Origin of the sequence: Pseudomonas sp. RC10-4-2, assembly GCF_050433085.1 — a bacterium.
Taxonomy (GTDB): Bacteria; Pseudomonadota; Gammaproteobacteria; order Pseudomonadales; family Pseudomonadaceae; genus Pseudomonas; species Pseudomonas aeruginosa.
This window is the reverse complement of sequence record NZ_JBNPXX010000001.1, coordinates 1,633,452-1,655,135: the sequence shown is the minus strand read 5'-3', so window position 1 is coordinate 1,655,135 and position 21,684 is coordinate 1,633,452. Positions and strand designations below refer to the sequence as shown.

21 protein-coding genes and 1 tRNA gene are annotated in these 21,684 nt (G+C 60.1%); 4 read left to right on the top strand and 18 right to left on the bottom strand.

Going from position 1 to position 21,684, the window contains the following annotated elements:
• Positions 1-7: 7 nt before the first annotated feature.
• The 12 genes from pglX to FHW81_RS07865 all read right to left on the bottom strand — a co-directional run bounded on the left by pglX (position 8) and on the right by FHW81_RS07865 (position 16,872).
• Positions 8-3,733, bottom strand: coding sequence for a BREX-2 system adenine-specific DNA-methyltransferase PglX (pglX, locus tag FHW81_RS07920; protein WP_164521975.1), 3,726 nt, complete (start codon positions 3,731-3,733; stop codon positions 8-10).
• A 43-nt stretch (positions 3,734-3,776) separates the two neighbouring features.
• Complete coding sequence (gene pglW, locus FHW81_RS07915) at positions 3,777-7,958, bottom strand: BREX system serine/threonine kinase PglW (protein ID WP_070870398.1); 4,182 nt, start codon at positions 7,956-7,958, stop codon at positions 3,777-3,779.
• Between the two features lie 355 nt (positions 7,959-8,313).
• A tRNA-Pro gene (locus FHW81_RS07910) sits at positions 8,314-8,390 on the bottom strand.
• A gap of 89 nt (positions 8,391-8,479) precedes the next feature.
• Positions 8,480-8,836: a MerR family transcriptional regulator gene (locus FHW81_RS07905; RefSeq protein ID WP_003090655.1), complete on the bottom strand. Its 357-nt coding sequence runs from the start codon at positions 8,834-8,836 to the stop codon at positions 8,480-8,482.
• Positions 8,817-9,119, bottom strand: coding sequence for an integration host factor subunit alpha (gene ihfA, locus FHW81_RS07900; RefSeq protein ID WP_003090661.1), 303 nt, complete (start codon positions 9,117-9,119; stop codon positions 8,817-8,819). The genes FHW81_RS07905 and ihfA overlap by 20 nt, the downstream gene beginning before the upstream one ends.
• A gap of 3 nt (positions 9,120-9,122) precedes the next feature.
• Complete coding sequence (gene pheT / locus FHW81_RS07895) at positions 9,123-11,501, bottom strand: phenylalanine--tRNA ligase subunit beta (protein ID WP_017001390.1); 2,379 nt, start codon at positions 11,499-11,501, stop codon at positions 9,123-9,125.
• Between the two features lie 34 nt (positions 11,502-11,535).
• Positions 11,536-12,552, bottom strand: a complete 1,017-nt coding sequence (gene pheS / locus FHW81_RS07890) for a phenylalanine--tRNA ligase subunit alpha (RefSeq protein WP_003090666.1) — start codon at positions 12,550-12,552, stop codon at positions 11,536-11,538.
• A gap of 97 nt (positions 12,553-12,649) precedes the next feature.
• A complete protein-coding gene (rplT, locus tag FHW81_RS07885; protein ID WP_003099086.1) occupies positions 12,650-13,006 on the bottom strand; it encodes a 50S ribosomal protein L20 in 357 nt (118 codons plus the stop codon).
• A 23-nt stretch (positions 13,007-13,029) separates the two neighbouring features.
• A complete protein-coding gene (gene rpmI / locus FHW81_RS07880; protein WP_003090673.1) occupies positions 13,030-13,224 on the bottom strand; it encodes a 50S ribosomal protein L35 in 195 nt (64 codons plus the stop codon).
• A gap of 61 nt (positions 13,225-13,285) precedes the next feature.
• Positions 13,286-13,837, bottom strand: coding sequence for a translation initiation factor IF-3 (gene infC / locus FHW81_RS07875; RefSeq protein ID WP_003119938.1), 552 nt, complete (start codon positions 13,835-13,837; stop codon positions 13,286-13,288).
• Entirely contained in the window at positions 13,837-15,759 is a 1,923-nt protein-coding gene (thrS, locus tag FHW81_RS07870) for a threonine--tRNA ligase (RefSeq protein ID WP_003090677.1), read from the bottom strand. Before thrS ends, infC begins: the two co-directional genes overlap by 1 nt.
• Before the next feature lie 249 nt (positions 15,760-16,008).
• The gene (locus FHW81_RS07865; RefSeq protein WP_003114410.1) at positions 16,009-16,872 is read right to left on the bottom strand and encodes an alpha/beta fold hydrolase; all 864 of its coding nucleotides are present in this window, start codon (positions 16,870-16,872) and stop codon (positions 16,009-16,011) included.
• 191 nt (positions 16,873-17,063) lie between these two features.
• Between FHW81_RS07865 and FHW81_RS07860 the strand changes: the two genes are divergently transcribed.
• Together FHW81_RS07860 and FHW81_RS07855 are read left to right on the top strand one after the other, a co-directional pair.
• Positions 17,064-17,390, top strand: coding sequence for a hypothetical protein (locus tag FHW81_RS07860; protein ID WP_003090681.1), 327 nt, complete (start codon positions 17,064-17,066; stop codon positions 17,388-17,390).
• Between the two features lie 84 nt (positions 17,391-17,474).
• Positions 17,475-17,651, top strand: coding sequence for a hypothetical protein (locus tag FHW81_RS07855; protein ID WP_003099098.1), 177 nt, complete (start codon positions 17,475-17,477; stop codon positions 17,649-17,651).
• A gap of 326 nt (positions 17,652-17,977) precedes the next feature.
• Here the strand turns inward: FHW81_RS07855 and FHW81_RS07850 are convergent, their stop codons facing one another.
• The 4 genes from FHW81_RS07850 to FHW81_RS07835 all read right to left on the bottom strand — a co-directional run bounded on the left by FHW81_RS07850 (position 17,978) and on the right by FHW81_RS07835 (position 19,751).
• Positions 17,978-18,265 (bottom strand): DUF3509 domain-containing protein, encoded by a 288-nt coding sequence (locus FHW81_RS07850; RefSeq protein WP_003090684.1) that lies wholly within the window; start codon positions 18,263-18,265, stop codon positions 17,978-17,980.
• A 198-nt stretch (positions 18,266-18,463) separates the two neighbouring features.
• Positions 18,464-18,697, bottom strand: coding sequence for a hypothetical protein (locus FHW81_RS07845; protein WP_003090686.1), 234 nt, complete (start codon positions 18,695-18,697; stop codon positions 18,464-18,466).
• A 53-nt stretch (positions 18,698-18,750) separates the two neighbouring features.
• Positions 18,751-19,533 (bottom strand): type I methionyl aminopeptidase, encoded by a 783-nt coding sequence (gene map / locus FHW81_RS07840; protein WP_016852714.1) that lies wholly within the window; start codon positions 19,531-19,533, stop codon positions 18,751-18,753.
• Positions 19,530-19,751, bottom strand: coding sequence for a ParD-like family protein (locus tag FHW81_RS07835; protein ID WP_003090688.1), 222 nt, complete (start codon positions 19,749-19,751; stop codon positions 19,530-19,532). The genes map and FHW81_RS07835 overlap by 4 nt, the downstream gene beginning before the upstream one ends.
• Before the next feature lie 157 nt (positions 19,752-19,908).
• Here FHW81_RS07835 and FHW81_RS07830 point away from each other — a divergent pair, with 157 nt between their 5' ends.
• Together FHW81_RS07830 and FHW81_RS07825 are read left to right on the top strand one after the other, a co-directional pair.
• Complete coding sequence (locus FHW81_RS07830; protein ID WP_003099106.1) at positions 19,909-20,622, top strand: endonuclease; 714 nt, start codon at positions 19,909-19,911, stop codon at positions 20,620-20,622.
• Positions 20,623-20,640: 18 nt separating this feature from the next.
• Positions 20,641-21,159: a thermonuclease family protein gene (locus tag FHW81_RS07825; protein WP_003114413.1), complete on the top strand. Its 519-nt coding sequence runs from the start codon at positions 20,641-20,643 to the stop codon at positions 21,157-21,159.
• On the opposite strand, the gene FHW81_RS07820 is transcribed toward FHW81_RS07825, so the two are convergent.
• Positions 21,134-21,364 (bottom strand): hypothetical protein, encoded by a 231-nt coding sequence (locus FHW81_RS07820; RefSeq protein WP_003090795.1) that lies wholly within the window; start codon positions 21,362-21,364, stop codon positions 21,134-21,136. The two genes, FHW81_RS07825 and FHW81_RS07820, sit on opposite strands and share 26 nt — an antisense overlap.
• A 65-nt stretch (positions 21,365-21,429) precedes the next feature.
• Positions 21,430-21,663 (bottom strand): DUF3509 domain-containing protein, encoded by a 234-nt coding sequence (locus FHW81_RS07815; protein WP_003090796.1) that lies wholly within the window; start codon positions 21,661-21,663, stop codon positions 21,430-21,432.
• Positions 21,664-21,684: the final 21 nt, after the last annotated feature.

Here is a 21,684-nt window from a genome sequence, read left to right as displayed (position 1 = left end):
CCCAGAATCAGTTCTGCTCGGCCACTTTCTTTTTGCGACCGCCACGCTTTCCAGCTACAGCTGCCGGCTGCCAGCTCAAAAGGTCGACCCGCGTAATTTCCAGATTTCGCAGTTCTTCGAGCAGGAAAGCCTCGTAGTAATCCCCCATGCGCTCGCCGAACTCTGGATCCACCTCGTTGTGCCATTGTTTCAACCAGGGGATCAACTCATCCAGCGCAACCAGCATGGGCATAAGTCGCTCAGTTTCCCAGCCCTCACCTTCTTTGCGATCCAGGTACCAAGCTGCAATCGCCTGGGCACGTTGCAAGTGGTTCAAACCGGCCCAACCGATGACAAGTGTGGTATCGCCGTCTTTTTCACAGCCAGGTAATGAGAAGAAGCGCTCTTTAGGGACATCCAGTTTGCCGCGCAGCGGCCAATAACTGGGCTTACGGAAATCAGTGGACTTGTATTGCGGAGGTAAAGGAATGTCACCTACTCGCTCAGTCTTCTCTAGCTTTGCTTGCGCTAAAGCCAGGTCGTATTTAGCTTTTTCTTCAGAAATCAGGGCGTCTTCCTCAGGCAGCGGCTGATCAACTCGATATTTAACATCAATCGCATCCTCCAGACGTTGCTTCTCCCATACCTCCTGCCATGCCCTGAACTTATCCATTGCGACTGTTTTCAAACGCACCACAGCCATTTGCGGCACATGCTCAGCATCTACTAAATCAGCGACAATCGATTGCAGATCAAAAAATTCGCCATAGCAAAAATTAGCAACACGAGCCACATTTTCGTCAGCCCGAATGACATCAGCCAATTGAGCGCACGTTTTTAGTTCACTCACTTTACAAGAATGCTCAAGTCGCTCCAGCATCCAATTTTTACATGCCGTTTTTATTTCATCATTTTTTGCCACATGGTTAAATAATCCTTGACGACCAATCCAGCGCCGCTTGTAATGCGAATCCTCGATAACACGAACCCACTGATTTGTATGGATGGCATCTATCCGTTGCCTCCATTTGCTTTGCATCTCTTCTGGCCAATTATGGGGAATACTATTTGGAACAGAAAAACCTTCCTCACTTACTCCTGCGAGTATCTCAAAAGGCCTCTCACCAGCTTTAATATCAGAATCAAACCAAGCCTGAATATCAGCCAGCAGTGAGTAGTCGCATAGTCCATAGGCATAATAAGAGCACCAGTCCAACTCCTCCTGTATAAGGACAAGCCTACTGTTGAGCTTATTCCTCTCTGTCTGTGCATCAAGCCAGGAATGTTCAAGGTCAAGCCCCTGCTCAAGCGCCCGAGCTAAAACTTGATCCGCAGAAAGCTGCAAAATTCGGTTTGCCGCTTCATCTGCCTGGGCAGCCAGGCTAGAAACAGTCCTTCTAAATTCGGGCCTCTCAAATATTTCAGGTATAGGCAGCTTCTTTAAGGACGTGCTCGAGAACTGATAAGGAACCTTGGCCCTTGACTCAACACGAACACCGTCACCGCCAGTCATCTGCTTCTGTTGGCTCACTTGCTTCATCCAGAAACATACCAAAGAGCTATTGAGAATACCCAGCAGAGAATAGTAGTCATCCTTAACTGCTTTTTTACCAAGAGTAATTAACGGCGACGTCTGCTGATAGACTTTACGACATTGGCTTAGATAAAAGTGATTATGACTTGCAACCTCAGGATATGAGATCGCCAAGTCAAAAGAATAGTTATCCCTTGAGATATGACCATACTCACACCAATCTAAACCACGCTCAGCCTGACTCTTACGGAACCAAACCCTGTTATTGAGATTGGTCCTGATAGGCCAAAGAAATCTCCTAACAGAAGAAGGCACAACCACCTTCAGATCTTTTCCCCTATATGGGAATATAGCCAAATTCTTAGAGAAATCTGCCCAATCACGAATGGAGTCCGCATCCACCATCGTAACAAACTCAGCCTGATCTCCAACGAAACGCTCAATTACATGCCTTGAAAAAGAAAAAGCTTCATCTTCAAGTGTGACAGCTGCAATCCCAATATTGTTAGCGACCACACCTAAGCGCTGACTGTGAGTTTCATCAAGTAGCGCCTTTAGCTCACCAGCACCACCGCCACCAATACTCCATGGGTGCACACAAAACAAAGACCTATCAAGATCAGCCACACTGACATAATCATTTTCTTGGCCCGGCGTATTTACCATATCGGTAATAGAACACCACACCTCTCCCTGGGACGCATCAACCGGGGTAGCAGGCTCCCCTCTCTTACCCATAACCGTACGTACATGCTCAGCGCCAGGGGCACGATTGCGCGCGAAAAGAATTACAGTTGGCGTACCATGACCCGGTATGTAAGCACCGGCACTATCAATAACGTGCGTCACATCTTTCCGGTGCAGGTATTTTTCGACCAACTCTCGACCAAACAATCTCTTCATGAAGCTATTGGCAGTTATCATTCCCACGAAGCCAGCAGGTCGACTACTGTCCGCAACAACTGTCAAATCAAAAAAACGCTCCGTAAACGGAACACCTAATGAGTACTTGCCTTTACAAGTTTGATATCTATCTCGATAAGCCTGATTCAAAGACTTATCGCGGACGACAATATAAGGTGGATTACCCACTACGACGTGGTAACGCTGCCCGAGAATTTTTTCGAGTCTCGCGGGATCTTCCACCTCATAAACGTGCTTATTTCCCTCATCCAGCAATCCACCCTGGATACCCTGCCCCTGCCACTCAAATCGACGGCCATGCAATAGTGAATCACCACATGCCAGGTTGAAATGAAAGCTGGGTGCATCTTTGATCTTGATGCTGCCTGCTGCCTTCATTGCAGCAATCAACAAACGGAATCGGCAAATGGCAATGGCATAGGGGTTGATATCTGTACCATGCACTACGTCCAATGCTCGCTGCGCCAATTCACGGGCGTTGGTGCCAGGCTCGCGCTTCAACCACTGATTGAACACCCGCTCAAAGGTCGTCAGCAGAAAGTGCCCTGAACCGCATGTAGGATCGATTAGGCGCAGCCCCGGCAGACCGAAAGTCTGAATCGCCGGCTCCAGGGTGTAGTCGAGAATAAAGCTCTCAACAAATTCCGGGGTTTGCAGCAGCGCATAACGCTTACGCACGGATTCAGAAAGATCCTGGTAGAGGTCGCCAAGGAAGCGGGTATCCCATTCTCGGTCGGTAAAGTCGTGGACGATCTCACCGCTGTCTGCATCGATCTTCTGGAAGAAGTCAATCAGACGTTTGGCACCATCAGCCGAAACCGGAATCTGCCAGAGGGGGTTATGGCGATGATCCAAGAGCTCCGCGATCACCGGATATTTTTCCAGTTCCGCGAATAGATCGAGCAGGTAGTGGCGCTCTTCAAAGGTCGGGTTTTCGTTGAAGTAAGCCACCATGCGCTCTTTAGCCTGCTGCAAGGCATTTCGCCCCTGCGCATCACTCACCGGGCCAGCCAACACTGGCTCGTTCAGTAAGCCGTTGTCTTCAAGAAAACGCACAAACACACAGGTCAATACCCAGGCCACTGCGGCCTGGGTTATTTGCGCTTCACGCCAGGAAACGAAGTGCTCGGCGGTGCGTTCAGCCTCAACCGCCGCGCGATATTCGCTCTGCAAATGTTCACTGAGCTCCGCGTTGGACTCGCTGTAGGCGAGGATGTCCTTCTCAATATGCGGTAACAGGGACTGCAGGTTTTTCAGCAGATCGGCACGGTTAATCACAGGTAAATCCTTATGCATGTGGCCCATTACCTGAAGGCACTGGGTCTGCTATCAATTTTTATTAGGCAGTGGTTTTGACTGCCTGAGGTAGTGACTGGGAATCGTCCAGCCAGCTACTGGGAATATGAGCAAACTCTTTGCTACCGGCGCCTGTAGGCACCAATACGTCATCGATCATCGCCGCGGAACGCTGCGCATCGACGGCGATGAGCAGAACCAACCCAGGCAACGCAATGCCGCTGCGACCACTAACATTCATCAACTGTTGGCGCAGGTCATTCAGCCATGTTGTCACCAGCTCATAGCGCGCCAGCAGCCCTGGCTCTGTCAAAAGCACTGGTTGACCGGCCTGCAGGATCTCCTCAGCCATGGCCGGTAACGTGCGCTGCACCAGGCGCTGCAGGTTCTGCCAATCGCGTGAACTGTGCTCACAGGCGTCTGCCTTGAGCACCACTTGCCAATCCGGCGCTTTGGGCATACTGGCGCATACAGCCTGTACATGGCGAAGTAGCAGTTCATCAAAGCTGATGCGCTTAAACGGATAGTCTCGGCAGAGTTTTTCCTGCGCTTGCCACCACTGACGCGGCCGGACGGTTAGCGCGAGGAAGTGGGAGGCAGTCACTGCCTTCTCCAGCATCAAACCCAGTTCTTTAACCGACTTGAGTGTGGAGGTGTCGTCTTCGCCTTGTTGAGTCGGACTGTAGTGAGTAGAACCGGCTGATGCGAAGCTGGTCATCCCTGCGCTTGGCAGGCAGTAACCACCCCTATCGCCGTTGGCAAACTCAAAGCTGCCATTCCACTGGAAACCGATATCCAGGGCGCGCACCAACTCATCCAGCTCAGGACGGCCTGGTAGCTCCTGTGCTGCGGGATAGCGGCCGGCTACGCGGGTCTGAATATCTTTGACAGTAAGCGCCTTGCTGCCCAATAGCGCGCCCTGGGCCAACTCCAAAGCAAGCTTGGCGGGCATCCCTCGCGGATAAAATTCCACACGGCTGGATAGTGCTGCACTCTCGGATGCAGCCGCAGCCAAACGCAGAAGCCGATGGTTACTCAGACCTGCAAATGATTCTGGCGCTGGCACAGCGCGGATCTTCTCCAGCGTACGAACGGGAGCAAGCAGTGGCAGCTGGCGCGCACACTCATCTGCCAGGCTGCCAAGATCGCAAGCATAATCGGCCAGTTCCTCCCCTCGCCCCTGACGATTATCGGCAATCAGGAAGCGGTTACCGGAGCGACGCAAAAGCCAACGAGGCTCCTGCTTACTCAATTCCGTTTCTACGGCTGCCCGCACAACGGCATAGGCCCAGCGCTCACGCAGTGGGCTGTCTTGTACCGAGCCGCGACGAAGCAGGATTGCGTCAGCCACTTCGACCGCTGTCATCACGCCGCCGTTGTCGTCCAACAGGCCAACAATGTCCTCTCTCAAATCCGTAATCGCTTTGGTCTTGCCCCACTGGGTCAGAACCTTGTCGACCAGTTCACGCACCAGCAGAGTCTCAATGCCGAGGTGGCCGCTGATGGCTGCCGGCGTAGGCCAATGAACGTTGTGAGAGCCCTTTGGCGCATCCTCGTCCAATCGCCCCAGGTATTCGTTAAGAAAGCTCAACCGAGTCTGATCAGTGGACTTCGGCAGAACCTGCTGGAACAGTCGGTCGACACTGACAATGCTGGTGTCACCACTATCCAATTGCTGAACTTGCTGACCGTCCAGAAGGCGCGCCTGAAGCTGACCGATGACATCTGATAGCTCATTACGGGTCTTTACCCCCACCCCAGTCCAAACGCGAACACGGGAGCGATTCAGCTTGATGAGGTCAGCAACGCTATTGATATTCCGGCGACTGAGGGTATCCAGCGCTTGTGGGCTCAGAGCCAACAGACCGATCTGCGTATCCAACTGAGCCTCGCTGATGGGGCACGTACGCTCCTGTGGCTGCTGGGTCGTGTGCAGAGACTCAGTGCGCGCATCATGGAACGTCTTGCGCCACTCACGCAGCATCTCGCCGGCACTGGCAAAGCGCTTGCGCACATCACGAACCAAGGCTCGCTTGAAGAACTCAACCATGCGGTCGCGAATGCTCGGATCGAAGACGGTTCGGTCGACCTCCAGCTCACCTTCGAGCTGATGCGGCAGCCCTTCAGAGGCAGTCCACCCGGGCAACGCGCCTGCGGCCATCTCGTAAAGGGTCAGCGCAACAGAGAATCGCTCGGCATGGTCGTCCCAACGACGGCGGCCAGGATCACGGATGAACGGATCCATGTAGGCCAGAGTGCCAGCACTGATATTGTCAGCACCGACACTGGACAGGGAGAAGTCAAAAAGCATGAGGTGAAGAACGCTGCCTTGCATCACCAAGCCGATGTTCTCTGGCTTGATATCACGATGCACCAACGCCCGGTCTTCTAGATGCACAACCGCACTGAGCAAGTCGTCACCGAAGCGCTCAAGCAGCTCCAGCTGCACAGCGCCGACATGGCGGAGGCGCTGTGCCAGGGTGCCCTCGGTCGCGTAGTCGAGTAGCAGAGCGGTATGGCCAACGATATCCAGGGTTTTGTAGTAAGGAACAATGGCCTGGTGACGCAACCTGGCCAGCACCTCGCCCTCTTTCGTAAGACGGCTATTGTGGTCAGGTGTCGAAGCGATCTTCAGAACGCGAGACTGCCCCTGGTAATCGACCAGGAATACGACTGAGCACGCACCTTTGCCAAGCGGCTGAATAACCTGGAAGCCTCCAGGCAGGAGGTCCCCTTTGCGGGCTTCAGTTGGGTTAGTTCGAAGCGTGTTCGGCTGACTAACCTCATCTTCTAGGTCATCCAGCCGTTTGATGAACTCACTGACCGATTCCAACCGGCTGCCGACATCAGGGTGCGTGGCATACTGCACCAGGTACTGCATAGCCTCGCTTGCACCGTTGATCTCATCAGTAACCTGCAGGCCACTGCCTCGGCGAAGCTTGTCCAGTAACTCGATGTCGGTTTGCGCGGGCTTCTTGCCGGTAAATAAGTGATAGGCGATCGCCCCCAGGGAGAACACATCCAAGTGCACGCCGTCTGCAGCGCCAGTGTGCGCTTCCAGGGCGACATAAGGCCCGGCCTCTTCATGCACAAGGTTGCTCAGGCGGGTTAGCGCGCTGATGTTGCGCGACTCACTCTCGAATATCCGCTCGGCAGTGGCCCAGTTGCTGATTTTGACACTGTACTTCTCATCGCCCAGAGGCTTGACCCAGATGCACTGAGGACTCAGGCCACGGTGATAAAGCTTTTGCCCATGCGCGTACTGCACCGCCTCGGCAATGAGACGAAGCAGGTAGGTGGCCTGAACGGTATCCAGGCGCCGATCCTTACCCAGATGCATGAGAAGATGGTCAAGACGAAATGCCTTAGGATCGTGCTCATAGACCAGTGCAGGGCCGCTGTCATGCTGCTGAAATTCGTGCGCTCGCAGAATTCCTGGATGCTCAATACCCTCAAGCAGGCGGAACTCAAGCTTGGCCGCTTTTTCGAGCCGAGAGACCTCTTCCAGTGGCTTACCCTGGGTCAGATAAATGCGAACCTTGCGCTGCAGCCCAAGATCCGGGTGCAATGCCAGCCAATCCTGATAGGTATCGGACTCGTCGAGCAGGCTCTGAAGCTCATAGCTGCCCACACGACGCATGCGCACGGACTCTTTAATGCCTGCCTCTTCTACCGCGCGCGAGATGACTTTGGCTGCATACGCAGTAATCTGCCGATGCCTCCAGTTTTCATCGATTTGGGTGATTTCGCGGAGCAGCTCTTGCCGATTGACCACACCTTGGCGCGCATTACCTTCTAGCTTGATAACCAGGTCCTCTGCAGAGAGGAACACCAAAGCATCAATAAAAGGCACGGTTTCCTTGCTTCGATGAAATGAAGGCTGCAACTTCAGCAGGGACGCCAGCTTTTGCGCTTTGCGACGAGCAAGCAAACGGGGATTGTCGAAGATCTTCTGCCCACCTTTGGGCAAAGGCCTTTCCCAAACCCAGTTGGCAGCATCACCCCGAATCACGCCGGGGTGGGACTTGATCTCAATGACGTACATGCCCTTGGGCGTCAACACCATGAGATCAACTTCGTTGATGGAGCCATCCTGAGCAATGAACTCGAAGTTGGCCCAAGCACGATAAGGATCGTGGTCAGGGAGCAATTGCCTGGCAAACTCCAGTGCTTCCCGTTCCCATGCGTAATCGGATGGGGTGATCTGCTTCCAGAGTTTGTCCATCAATGGCCATCCTTGTTAATCGGCTGACGTGGGCGACACTCACACATCTGCAAAATTCGAACTACTTATCATATTCCGCTATACCGCTCGGTTATAGCTCTAATGGCACACCTACTCCGAAAGCATCGGCAAGCACACATGGGCTGCGATGCTGGCGCTCTCCGGAAAGCGCCCCCTCGATCAGGTAGAGACAGCCCCAGAACACCTGCAGATCTGCCGGGAGCCTGTACAGCCTAGTCAATCTCAATTGGCAACCAATTGGCAACCAGAAAGCCATTTTCTCGGCGACGCCGAAAAATCAGCGGGCATAAAAAAATCCAACCACCGCTAAGTGGTTGGATTTTCTAGGGTTTTTTGGTCGGGACGGAGTGATTCGAACACTCGACCCCTTGCACCCCATGCAAGTGCGCTACCAGGCTGCGCTACGCCCCGACTGTACTTCCAAGCTCAGTGGCTGTGCTTCCGAAGTGAGCCGCACTATATACTAAGCTTCTGATAAGTGGAAGTTTTTTTTGCTTCCGTCACTTTTTCAGGACCAGCAGGACTTCCTCCAGCTCGGCGATCATCTGGCGGATGAGCTGCTTGTATTGGGTGACGTCGTCCTTGGCCTCGTCGCCGGAGAGGCGCTGGCGCGCCCCGCCGATGGTGAAGCCCTGGTCGTAGAGGAGCGCGCGGATCTGGCGGATCATCAGCACGTCCTGGCGCTGATAATAGCGGCGGTTTCCGCGGCGCTTCACCGGGTTGAGCTGCGGGAACTCCTGCTCCCAGTAGCGCAGCACGTGGGGCTTGACCGCGCACAAGTCGCTGACTTCGCCGATGGTGAAGTAGCGCTTGCCGGGAATCGGTGGCAGCTCGTCGTTATGACTTGGTTCCAGCATATGCCTCAACCCTGGCCTTCAGTTTCTGCCCTGGACGAAAGGTGACAACGCGGCGGGCCGTGATCGGGATTTCTTCGCCGGTCTTCGGGTTGCGTCCGGGGCGCTGGCGCTTGTCGCGCAGGTCGAAGTTGCCGAAACCGGACAGCTTGACCTGCTCGTTGTGCTCCAGCGCCTGGCGGATCTCTTCGAAGAACAGCTCCACCAACTCCTTGGCTTCCCGTTTGTTCAGGCCCAGCTCTTCGTACAGACGTTCCGCAATTTCAGCTTTCGTCAGAGCCCCCATACGCTATTTCCTTAACGTGGCATTGAACCTTTCTTCCAACGACGTGACGATGTTCTGCGTCGTGCTATTGACTTCATCGTCATTAAGAGTGCGCGATGGATGCTGCCAGGTCAAGCCGACGGCAAGGCTTTTTCTATGCGGATCAATGCCTTTACCGTGATACACATCAAACAGCCTGAGGTCCGTCAGCCATTCGCCGGCCGCCGCACGGATTTGTGTCAGGATGTCTTGCGCCGGCACGTCCTGGTCCACCAGCAGCGCCAGGTCGCGGCGCACTTCGGGGAAGCGCGACAGCTCGCGGAACTTCGGCAGGTGGCCGTCGACCACTTCGGCCAACAGCAGCTCGAAGAGGAACACCGGCTGCTCGAGGTCGAGTTTCTTCGCCAGTTCCGGATGCAGCGCGCCCAGGTAGCCGACCAGCCGCCCGTCCCGCTCGATGCGCGCGGTCTGCCCCGGGTGCAGCGCCGGGTGCTCACCGGGCACGAAGCTGAAGTCGCCGAGGGCGCCGGCACTGGCCAGCACTGCCTCGACATCGGCCTTGGCGTCGAAGAAGTCCACGCCGTCACGACCGTTGGCCCAGCCTTCCGGCAGGCGCTTGCCGCAGATGGCGCCGGCGAGCATGGCTTCCTGCTTCAGGCCTTCCAGTTGACCGACGAAGCGCAGGCCGCTTTCGAACAGGCGGACCCGCGACTGCTGGCGGTTGAGGTTGTGCTGCAGCGCCTTGACCAGGCCCGGCCAGAGGCTGGAACGCATCGCCGCCATGTCGGCGGAGATCGGGTTGGCCAGGGTCAGCGGCTGGGTGCCCGGATCGAACAGTTCGAACAGGGCCGGATCGATGAAGCTGAAGGTGATCGCTTCCTGGTAGCCGCGGGCGACCAGCAGGCGCCGCAGCAGCGGCAGCGCGGCGCGCGCTTCCGGCTTGTTGTTCGGCGCCAGGCGCGCCTGCGGGTAGCGCACCGGCAGGCGATTGTATCCGTAGAGACGGGCCAGTTCCTCGATCAGGTCGACTTCCAGGGAAATGTCGAAGCGATGGCTCGGTACGCCGACCGACCACTGCCCTTCCCCATCGGCTACCACCGTCAGCTCCAGGGCTTGCAGCAGGCGCACGATCTCGGCGGCGTCCAGCGGCATGCCGAGCATCTGGGTCACGCGCTCGGCGCGCAGGGTGATCGGCGCGACCTTCGGCAGGTGCGCTTCGCTGACCTGCTCGACGATCGGCCCCGGTTCACCGCCGACGATGTCGAGGATCAGGCGCGTCGCGCGCTCCATGGCCTTGCGCGCCAACTGGCTGTCGACGCCGCGCTCGAAGCGATGCGAGGAGTCGGTGTGCAGGCCATAGGAGCGGGCCTTGCCGGCCAGGGCGATGGTGTCGAAGAACGCGGCTTCGAGGAACAGGTCGCGAGTGCTGTCGCTGACGCCGCTGTGCTCGCCGCCCATCACCCCGGCGATGGCCAGGGCGCGCTGGTGGTCGGCGATCACCAGGGTGTCGGCGCGCAGGGTGATTTCCTGGCCGTCGAGCAGGACCAGCTTCTCGCCGTCCTCGGCCATGCGCACGCGCACGCCGCCGTTGATCTCGGCAAGGTCGAAGGCATGCATCGGCTGGCCCAGTTCGATCATCACGTAGTTGGTGACGTCGACCACCGGGTCGATACTGCGAATGTCGGAACGGCGCAGGCGCTCGACCATCCACAACGGGGTCGGCCGGCTCAGGTCGACGTTGCGGATCACCCGTCCGAGATAGCGCGGGCAGGCGGCCGGCGCGTCGAGTTCGACCGGACGGGTCTCGTCGTGCTGCGCGGCGACCGCATCCACCGCCACCGGCGCCAGCGGTACGTCGTAGATGGCGCTGACTTCGCGGGCCAGGCCGGCGAGCGACAGGCAGTCACCGCGGTTCGGGGTCAGGCCGACCTCGATGGTGTAGTCGTCCAGCTCCAGGTAGGTGCGGACGTCCTGGCCGACCGGCGCGTCGGCCGGCAGCTCGAGCAGACCGGCGTTCTCTTCGCTGATCTGCAATTCCTTGGCCGAGCAGAGCATGCCGAAGGACTCGACGCCACGCAGCTTGGCTTTCTTGATCTTGAAGTCGCCCGGCAGTTCGGCGCCGATCATGGCGAAGGGAATCTTCAGGCCCGCGCGCACGTTGGGCGCGCCGCAGACGACCTGGAAGGTCTCGCTGCCGTTGCTGACCTGGCAGACGCGCAGCTTGTCGGCGTCCGGATGCTGTTCGGTCGAGAGCACCTCGCCGACCACCACGCCGCTGAAGGCGCCGGCGACCGGCAGGTCGGCGTCGACCTCGAGGCCGACCATGGACAGGCGAGCGACCAGCTCGTCATGGGAAACCTGCGGATTTGCCCAGCTCCGCAGCCACTTTTCACTGAATTTCATCCTGTTCTCCTAAGGAATCCGGTTGCGTTCTGGCCTAGCGGAATTGTCCGAGGAAGCGCAGATCGTTATCGAAGAACAGACGCAGGTCGTTCACCCCGTAGCGCAGCATGGCCAGGCGCTCGGCGCCCATGCCGAAGGCGAAGCCCTGGAATTTCTCGGGATCGATGTTGGACATGCGCAGCACGTTCGGGTGCACCATGCCGCAACCCATGACTTCCAGCCAGCCGGTCTGCTTGCACACGCGGCAGCCGTTGCCGCTGCAGATCACGCACTGGATGTCCACTTCGGCCGACGGCTCGGTGAAGGGGAAGAAGGACGGACGGAAGCGCACTTCGAGCTGCTTCTCGAAGAAGGCGCGGAGGAATTCCTCGATGGTGCCCTTGAGGTCGGCGAAGCTGACGCCCTCGTCCACCAACAGGCCTTCCACCTGGTGGAACATCGGCGAGTGGGTCAGGTCGGAGTCGCAGCGGTAGACGCGCCCCGGGCAGACAATGCGGATCGGCGGCTGCTGGGACTCCATGGTCCGCACCTGCACCGGTGAGGTGTGGGTACGCAGCAGCATGTTCGCATTGAAATAGAAAGTATCGTGCATGGCACGCGCCGGGTGGTGGCCCGGAATATTGAGCGCTTCGAAGTTGTGGTAGTCGTCTTCGACTTCCGGGCCTTCGGCGACTTCGTAGCCGATGCGGCTGAAGCACTGCTCGATGCGCTCCAGCGTGCGGGTGACCGGATGCAGGCCGCCGCTCAGCTGGCCACGACCGGGCAGGGTGACATCGATGCGCTCCGCGGCCAGCCGGGCGGCCAGCGCGGCCCCTTCCAGCTCGGTCTTACGCGCGTTCAGCGCATCCTGGACCTTTTCCTTGGCCACGTTGATCAGCGCGCCGACCTTCGGCCGCTCTTCGGCCGGCAGGTCGCCCAGGGTCTTCATCACCTGGGTCAGTTCGCCTTTCTTGCCGAGGTAGTGAACCCGGATCTGCTCCAGGGCATTGACGTCTTCGGTGTGTCGCACAGCCTCCAATGCTTGAGAGACCAGCGCATCCAGGTTTTCCATGTATGGACTCCAGATACAAAATAGGGGAAGAGCGGTAAGGCTCTTCCCCTATCGGTGACGTTACGTCCGGACCGAAGTCCGGTGATTGTCGTAGGGCTTAAGCCAAGCTTGCCTTCGCTTTCTCGACAATCGCGGTAAACGCCGCTTTTTCGTTCACTGCCAGATCGGCCAGGACCTTACGGTCGATCTCGATGGCCGCCTTTTTCAGGCCGGCGATCAGGCGGCTGTAGGACAGACCGTTCTGACGAGCACCAGCGTTGATACGGGCGATCCACAGTGCGCGGAACTGACGCTTGCGCTGACGACGGTCACGGTAGGCGTATTGGCCAGCCTTGATCACCGCCTGCTTGGCAACGCGGAACACGCGCGAGCGTGCACCGTAGTAGCCCTTGGCGAGCTTCAGAATTTTCTTGTGACGACGACGGGCGATAACGCCACGCTTAACACGAGCCATGAATTAATCCTCTACCTTAATAATCAGCGCAGACGCAGGGAGCGTTCTACGCGCGCAACGTCAGACTTGTTCAGCATCGAGGTGCCGCGCAGTTGACGCTTACGCTTGGTGGTCATCTTGGTCAGGATGTGGCTCTTGAAGGCGTGCTTGTGCTTGAGGCCACCAGCAGTCTTCTTGAAGCGCTTGGCCGCGCCACTTTTGGTCTTCATCTTTGGCATGTTCGGATACTCCGCATTGAGTGATTACGCATAACCGCAAGGCCTGCCAGTGCCCTGGTGGTTACTTTTTCTTCTTGGGAGCGATGACCATCATCAGCTGGCGTCCTTCCAGCTTAGGATGCTGCTCGACGGTGCCGTACTCCACGAGGTCGGCTTCGACCCGCTTCAACAACTCCATCCCCAGCTCCTGGTGAGCCATCTCACGGCCGCGGAATCGCAGGGATACCTTGGCCTTGTCCCCTTCACTAAGGAAACGTACCAGGTTGCGTAGTTTTACCTGGTAATCCCCTTCTTCCGTCCCTGGACGAAACTTGATTTCTTTGACCTGCGCCTGCTTCTGGTTCTTCTTGGCGACCGCAGCCTGCTTCTTCTTCTCGAACAGGTGCTTGCCGTAGTCCATGATGCGGCAGACAGGAGGCACCGCGTCGGCCGAAATCTCAACCAGGTCCAGCTTCGCCTCTTCGGCTAGGCGGATCGCCTCATCGATCGAAACAACACCAACCTGCTGGCCATCAGCTCCAATCAACCGTACCTCACGAGCCGAGATGTTCTCGTTGATCGGGGGTTTCGGTTGAGCTCGCTTATCCTGTCTCATTTCACGCTTAATAATGATTACTCCGAGTCTTGGCGACCACGCCGGGAAACCGCCTGTGCCAACAGCTCAGCGAACTGGGTGACGGGCATGGAGCCCAGGTCTTCCCCTTCGCGCGTACGCACCGCGACGGCCTTCGATTCAACTTCCCGATCTCCAATAACCAAGAGATAGGGAACCTTGAGCAAAGTATGCTCGCGGATTTTAAAGCCGATCTTCTCGTTTCTCAAGTCGGACTTGGCACGGAATCCGCTTTCCCCGAGGATCCGCACCACCTCGGCGGCGAAATCGGCTTGCTTGTCGGTGATGTTCATCACCACTGCCTGGGTCGGCGCCAGCCAGGCCGGGAAGGCTCCGGCGTAGTGCTCGATGAGCATGCCGATGAAGCGCTCGAAGGACCCGAGGATCGCACGGTGCAGCATCACCGGGCGCTTGCGGTTGTTGTCCTCGGCGATGTAGCTGGCGTCCAGGCGCTCCGGCAGGTTCGGGTCGTACTGCAGGGTGCCGCACTGCCAGTTACGACCGAGGCAGTCCTTCAGGGTGAACTCGATCTTCGGCCCGTAGAACGCGCCCTCGCCCGGCTGGTATTCCCAGGCCAGGCCGGATTCGTTCAGCGCATCGGCCAGCGCGCCTTCGGCGCGATCCCACAGCTCGTCGGAACCGACGCGCTTGGCCGGACGGGTCGACAGCTTCATGGCGATGTCGGTGAAACCGAAGTCGCGGTAGACCTGCAAGGTCAGCTTGATGAAATCGGCCGCTTCCTTCTTCACCTGCTCTTCGGTGCAGAAGATATGCGCGTCGTCCTGGGTAAAGCCGCGTACGCGCATGATCCCGTGCAGCGCGCCGGAAGGCTCGTTGCGGTGGCAGGCGCCGAACTCGGCGAGGCGCAGCGGCAGGTCGCGGTAGGACTTCAGGCCCTGGTTGAAGATCTGCACGTGGCACGGGCAGTTCATCGGCTTGACCGCGTAGTCGCGGCTTTCCGAGGAGGTGGTGAACATGTTCTCGGCGTAGTTCGACCAGTGGCCCGAACGCTCCCAGAGGATGCGGTCGACCACCTGCGGGGTACGCACTTCGACATAGCCATGGTCGCGCTGGACCTTGCGCATGTACTGCTCGAGCACCTGGTAGACGCTCCAGCCATTCGGGTGCCAGAACACCATGCCCGGCGCTTCTTCCTGCAGGTGGAACAGGTCGAGCTGCTTGCCGATGCGGCGATGGTCGCGCTTCTCGGCCTCTTCGATGCGCTGGATGTAGGCCGCCAGTTGCTTCTTGTCGGCCCAGGCGGTGCCGTAGATGCGTTGCAACTGCTCGTTCTTCGAGTCGCCGCGCCAGTAGGCGCCGGAAATCTTGGTCAGCTGGAACGCCTTGAGGAAGCGGGTGTTCGGCACGTGCGGGCCGCGGCACATGTCCACGTACTCCTCATGGAAGTACAGGCCCATGGCCTTCTCGTCCGGCATGTCGTCGATCAGGCGCAGCTTGTAGTCTTCGCCACGGGACTTGAACAGCTCGATGACCTCGGCGCGCGGGGTCATCTTCTTGATCACGTCGTAGTCCTTGTCGATCAGCTCGCGCATGCGCTGCTGGATCGCCGCCATGTCCTCGGGGGTGAAGGGGCGCTCGAAGAAAATGTCGTAGTAGAAGCCTTCCTCGATCACCGGGCCGATGACCATCTTCGCGGTCGGATAGAGCTGCTTGACCGCATGGCCGACCAGGTGGGCGCAGGAGTGGCGGATGATCTCCAGTCCTTCCTCGTCCTTGGGCGTGATGATCTGCAGGGTCGCGTCGCGATCGATGGTGTCGCAGGCGTCGACCAGGCGGCCGTCGACCTTGCCGGCGAGGGTCGCCTTGGCCAGGCCCGCGCCGATGGATTGGGCCACCTCGGCCACGGAGACCGGGTGATCGAAGGAACGTTGACTGCCGTCGGGAAGAGTAATGATGGGCATGGCGCCTCCTCTCCTAGTGGTGACCCCTACCAAAGGCCACGTGGGTTGGGATGTGCCAGTAAGCGTCGCCCGCCGGGCCGGCCTGCCTCACAGTGGCAGGCGCCTTGCGGCACCCCTGCGCCGAAGCGCGCGGACGGAGATCACTGGGAATGGATACTGACGAAAAACGCCGGAGCTGATCCGGCGCGAAGCGCCCATGGTAAAGCATCCGCGGCGAGCTGACGAGCGGTCAGTTCGCCCGGCCTCGCTTCAGGACGTTTCCACGTCCGGCGCAACGCCATCGACGCGCGCCAGGAACTCCAGTACCGACCGGTTGAAAGCCGCCGGACGGGTGGCATTGAGGCCATGGGACGCGCCCTGGATGCGTTGCAGCTCGGCGCGCGGCAGGGCCGCCGCCAGCGCCTCGGCGGTGGCCGGGAATGGCAGCGGGCTGCGTTCGCCATTGAGGATCAGGCTCGGCAGGTCGATCGAGCGCAGTTCCGACAGCGCCAGCGCCGGCGGCTGGTCGGCCACCTGCCCGACCAGGGTCATGGCGTTGTCCAGGGTCATTCGGCGGAACGTCGCCGACGAGCGTTTCCATACCCCGGCGCCGCTCACCGTATCGACGAACAGTTCCAGTCCCCGTTCCGCCTCGCCGCCACGGATCAATTCGAGCGCCTGGCGCCGGAACTGGTTGCGTTCCAATGGCTCCTCGGGCGCAGGCAGGCCGGCGTGGGCGTAGACCTCGGCGGCATAGTCGCCGCCGGGATCGGCCAGGCTCAGCGAACGCAGGGCGTCCGGAGCGGCCAGCGCCAGGCGCAACGCCAGGTTGCCGCCGCGGGAATGGCCGAGCAGGTGTACCGGCTCGCCGAGCCGCTCGACCAGCGCCAGCAGGTCGGCGACGTGGCGGGCGCTGGTGAAGTCCGCACCCTGCCCGTCCCAGCGCTCGGGGTAGTAGTGACGCAGGCTCGGCACGATCAGCCGGTGGCGCTCGCCGAGGCTGCGCAACTGCCATTGCCAGTAGCGGTAGTCGCAGAGCGAACCGTGGACCAGTAGCACCGGCGTGCCCTCGCCCAGGTCCTGATAGACCAGTTGATACCCATCCACCTCGAACGAGGCGAGTTCGCCACTCATGCACGCAACCCTTTCGGTTTCTTTTTCGACTCAGCGCGACGAACGGTGAGCGGGCCCGCAGCCCGATGCACGGCATCGCCTGGAAAAGATGGATGTTAACGGCCTGAGGTCACGCCCCGTAATGACAAATAGGTCTAGGGCCGTCTCGCCCGCTGGACTAGGCTGGAAGTTCCCCTGCGGAGGTGACGCCGATGAATACGCCGATCTTCTACGAGCTATTCCGCAACCACCCGCTGCATGCCCCGTCCGCCCGGACCCTGGCGAGCATGCTGGCCCTCGGCCTGGCACTGGCCGGGGTATGGGCCCTGCTGCTGGGCTGGGGCATCGGCCTGGGCATCGACAACTTCGCCATGTACTTCGGCTGGACCGCCCTGCTCATGACCATCCTCCTGGTCGCGCTGTTCCTCGGCGCCACGCTGTTGCGCATGGAGGCCATCTGGCTGGCTTTCCTGCTCGCCCTGCCCCTGCTGACCAGCCTGACCGGCTGCCTGGCCCTGGTCGGTGCCGGCCCCGAATGACCGCGTTTCAGACCATGGTCGAAGACCGATTGCAGTAATTCCCCTTCCCGCAGGGTCTATCCTTGGGTAAGAGGAGGATGAACCATGACTCCCGAATCCTTCGTCACATTGCTGATCGTCGCCTGGCTGGGCCTCGCCGGCGTCACCCTGTGGGCCTTCCTGCGCGTGCCGCGTCGGCGCGCACGCCTGCAACGCAAGGCACGGCAAGCCGAAAACCGGCATCCCGCACGGCCGCCACAGCCTCTTCCGCAACGCAGCTGAAGCCGCCATGCCGACCGGTCACGGCAGGAAGGCGTGCTGGGAAACCCCCAGCAACAGATAGGCCGCCAGCACGGTGAACGCGAGAAAACCCACGACGTAACGCAGCATCCCGACTCCTGTCAGTCATTTCATCCCTGATGCTGACCCGAACGACCTTGCATCGTTCTGCGCCAGCCTGCCGAAGCGCCGAACGGGCAGGCCAGCCCTGGCCTTCCCTTCCGACACGAGCGGGGGCCGGTCGATCCTCGCCCAGCCCCCTCGAAGCTTCACTCTAGCACTCTCGCCCGCCCTGCCGGAGGTCTCCGCCAGGATTCCGGACGAACCGTTCAGCCCGCCATGTAGCTCGGCAGGCCGCGCTCCTGCAGACGACGCAGGGTGCCGACCACATCCACCGGCAGGCTCCCCGCCTCCAGGGCCAGGTCACGGCGCACGGCGTTGATGAACCAGTACATGCGCTTCTCGTCGGCCAACTGGGCGGCGGACACCACGCGACGGGTCACGATCTCTTCGCCGTTGCGCAGGGTCAGCAGGGCGCCGCCGTCCGGACGCATCTGGGTGGATACGGCAAAGGTGGCCTGGAAGGCATCGAACAGCATCTTGATGGACTTTTCCATGATCGTTTATCCCCTCTTGCATGAAAACCGACCGCGAACTTCAGCGCAGCCGCAACACGGGGAAAGGTGGCAGCTTTCATGCCAGCCACATGGAAAATTAAAACCATTCAAAATCAATAACTTACGAAAAGACTCAGCGAAGCGGTCCGTGCAAACTGCAAGATCGTGCGAAATGCATCATGCGATTTGCCAGCAGGCTCAGTCGGAAAACAGCGGCCGGCCCCGCGCATCGAAGCCGCGCACCCGGTACAGCGCCGCTTCCGCCAGCGACAGCGCGGCCGCCGGACTCTCGCACGGCGGCTGGCCCGGCAGCACCAGCCATTCGGTGCGTCCGTCGTCGATGCTGGTTATCTCGATCTCGGCCAGATAGCCACTGTCCTCGCGCAACCAGGTGGCGCGCAGTTCGAACTCGCCAAAACGCCTGCCGGACACCCGCCAGCCTCCCTTCGGAAAAGTCGTCTCAGTGTAACCAGGCCGGGCGTCGATCAGCCAGCCAGGTCGGCCAGCGCCTCGCGCTCCTCGTCGCGCAGGGTCAGGACCCGGCAACCCCGCTCGGTGACCAGCACGGTGTGCTCGTACTGGGCCGACAGGCGGCGGTCGCGAGTGGTCACGGTCCAGCCGTCCTTGTGCAGCTTCACCGCGTGGCCGCCCTGGTTGATCATCGGTTCGATGGTGAAGGTCATCCCGGCCTTCAGCCGCGCACCCGCGCCAGCGCGACCGAAGTGCAGGACCTGCGGCGCCTCGTGCATCTTGCGGCCGATGCCATGCCCGCAGTATTCGCGGACCACCGAATAACCGTTGGCTTCGGCGTGACTCTGGATGGCATGCCCGATATCGCCGAGGGTGGCGTCCGGGCGCACCACGCGGATCGCCCGGTACAGGCATTCGCGGGTGACGTCGAGCAGCTTCTGCGCCTGGCGGTCGATGGCGCCGACCCGGTACATCTTGCTGCTGTCGCCGAAATAGCCGTCCTTGATCACCGTGACGTCGACGTTGACGATATCGCCGTCGCGGAGGATCTGCTGCGCCGACGGCCAGCCATGGCAGACCACCTCGTTGACCGAGGTGTTCACCGTGAACGGATAGCCGTACTGCCCCTTGCTGCCGGGAATCGCCGCGAGGGTGTCGACGATGTAGCGCTCGCAGAAGCGGTCGATCTCTACCGTGCTGATGCCTGGCCGCACCACCTCGTCGAGGGCTTCGAGGACTTTCGCGGTGAGCGCGCCGGCCACGCTCATGCGCTGGATTTCCTCCGCGCTCTTGATCATCCCGAGATCCTCGCCGCGTCCTGCTCGCGGCGGTCGCTTTCGCGCGCTTCGTCCATCAATTGGCGTAGCACCTGCGCATAGGTCAGGCCGGGATTGGCTTCGATCAGCATGCCGATGCGCATCCAGTGCTCGGCCTGGGCATTGATCGAGCGCGACATGGCCTTGCAGGCGATGCGCGCCTCTTCGTGCAATTGCTCGGAAATCTTCACCAGGCCCACACTACACCTCGACTACAAAACATATACGGAACGCATACTAACCATCGCATGGACGCGGCGCAAACGGGAAGGTCCGCCCCTCGCCTGGCCATGGACTGGCCACGATTGGCATCTCCTGCAAAATCAGTAACATGCGGATTTTTTTGGAAGTTGCCGCATGCTTTCCCGTTTGTTTGTAGGCCTTTTCGCCCTCCTCCTCGCCAGCGCCGGCCAGGCCAACGCCCCGCGCACGTTCTCCGAAGCGAAGAAAATCGGCTGGAAGCTCTACGCCCGGCAATCCGTGGAGTTCTACTGCGGCTGTCGCTACTCGGGAAATCGTGTCGACCTCGCCAGTTGCGGCTACAAGCCGAGGAAGAACGCCAACCGCGCGCGGCGCATCGAGTGGGAACACATCGTCCCGGCCTGGGTGATCGGTCACCAGCGGCGCTGCTGGCAGAACGGCGGGCGGAGCAACTGCGCGAGGCACGACAGCACCTACCAGCGCGCCGAGGCCGACCTGCACAACCTGGTGCCGAGCATCGGCGAGGTCAACGGCGACCGCAGCAACTTCGGCTTCGGCTGGCTGCCGCAGAAACCCCAGCAATACGGCGCCTGCCCGATGGTGGTGGACTTCAAGGCGCGCAAGGCGATGCCACGCCCGCAGATCCGCGGGATGATCGCCCGCACCTACTTCTACATGAGCGACCGCTACGGCCTGCGCCTGTCGAAGCAGGATCGCCAGCTCTACAACGCCTGGCACAAGCAGTACCCGCCACAGACCTGGGAGCGCCAGCGCAACCACATGGTCGGCTGCGTGATGGGCTGGGGCAATCCCTATGTCGGCCCGGTGGACCTGGCGACCTGCAGCAACCTATCCTCGCGTCGACGCTGACCTCCGCCGGAGTAGCCCATGATCTTCCGCACCCTCGCCCTGTTGCCGCTCTGCGCCGCCCTGGCGTTCGCCGCCGACGCCGGGGAGCGCCGCTTCGACTGCACGGTGGTGGCGATACACGACGACGCCAGCCTGGGCTGCCGCCTGCCCGGCGCGAACAAGGCGCTGCGCATCCAGCTCAATGCCGTCGAGCTACCGGCCGCCGAGCCCTGGCGTCGGCGCGCCCGGGAAGCCCTGGAAGACATGCTGCTCGGCAAATCGGCGACCATCCGCGAGCAAGGCCGCGACGCGCGCTTCCGCATCCTCGGCGCGGCCTGGGTCACCCCGGCCGACTGCCCCACCTGCGGACATACCCTGGATGCCGGGCTGGCCCTGCTGACCATTGGCCTGGCCAGCTGGCGCGACGCGCCGGACAGCGGCCAGACGGCCGAGGCGCGCGGCCAGTACCGGTTCGCCGAGGAAGAAGCGCGGGCGCGCAAGGCTGGCCAGTGGCGACCGCGCGACGCCGCTCCTAGAGATGGATCTCCGCGAACTTGATGCCCAGCCCGCGCAGCTCCTTGACCGCGTCGTCGAGCCGGCGGAACGACATCACCTCGTCGCTCTCGTCGACCAGGAAATAGCTGCGCCCGCCGTCCTTCTTGAAGAACACGATCCATTCCCTGGCCAGGGTGGGATTGGCGATGATGTGGGTCGCCGAGATCTTCCCTGCCGCCTGCCTGTCCCGAACCTTCTCGCGCTTCATTGCCTTCCCGTCAGCTGTGTGGAAAGGCGGAATTATCGCATCATCGGTTCCCGCGGCGAAAAAACTCAGCGTGCCGCCATCGCCATTTCCATGCCCGGCACGGCCAGTTCCCGGCGGATGCTGCGGATCAGCCACTCGGTCTCCGGCGGCGCGCTGAGCTGCGGCGAGGGTATGGTGCGAGCCACGTAGCGGCCGTCGGCGGCCTGCAACTGCAACAACAGCGCGCCGTCATGGCGGCTCTTGCTGGACAACTGGAACTCGGGAAAGGCAGCGGCGATTTTCTTCAGGTCGACAGACATGGTGCGCTCCATTTCTGAGAA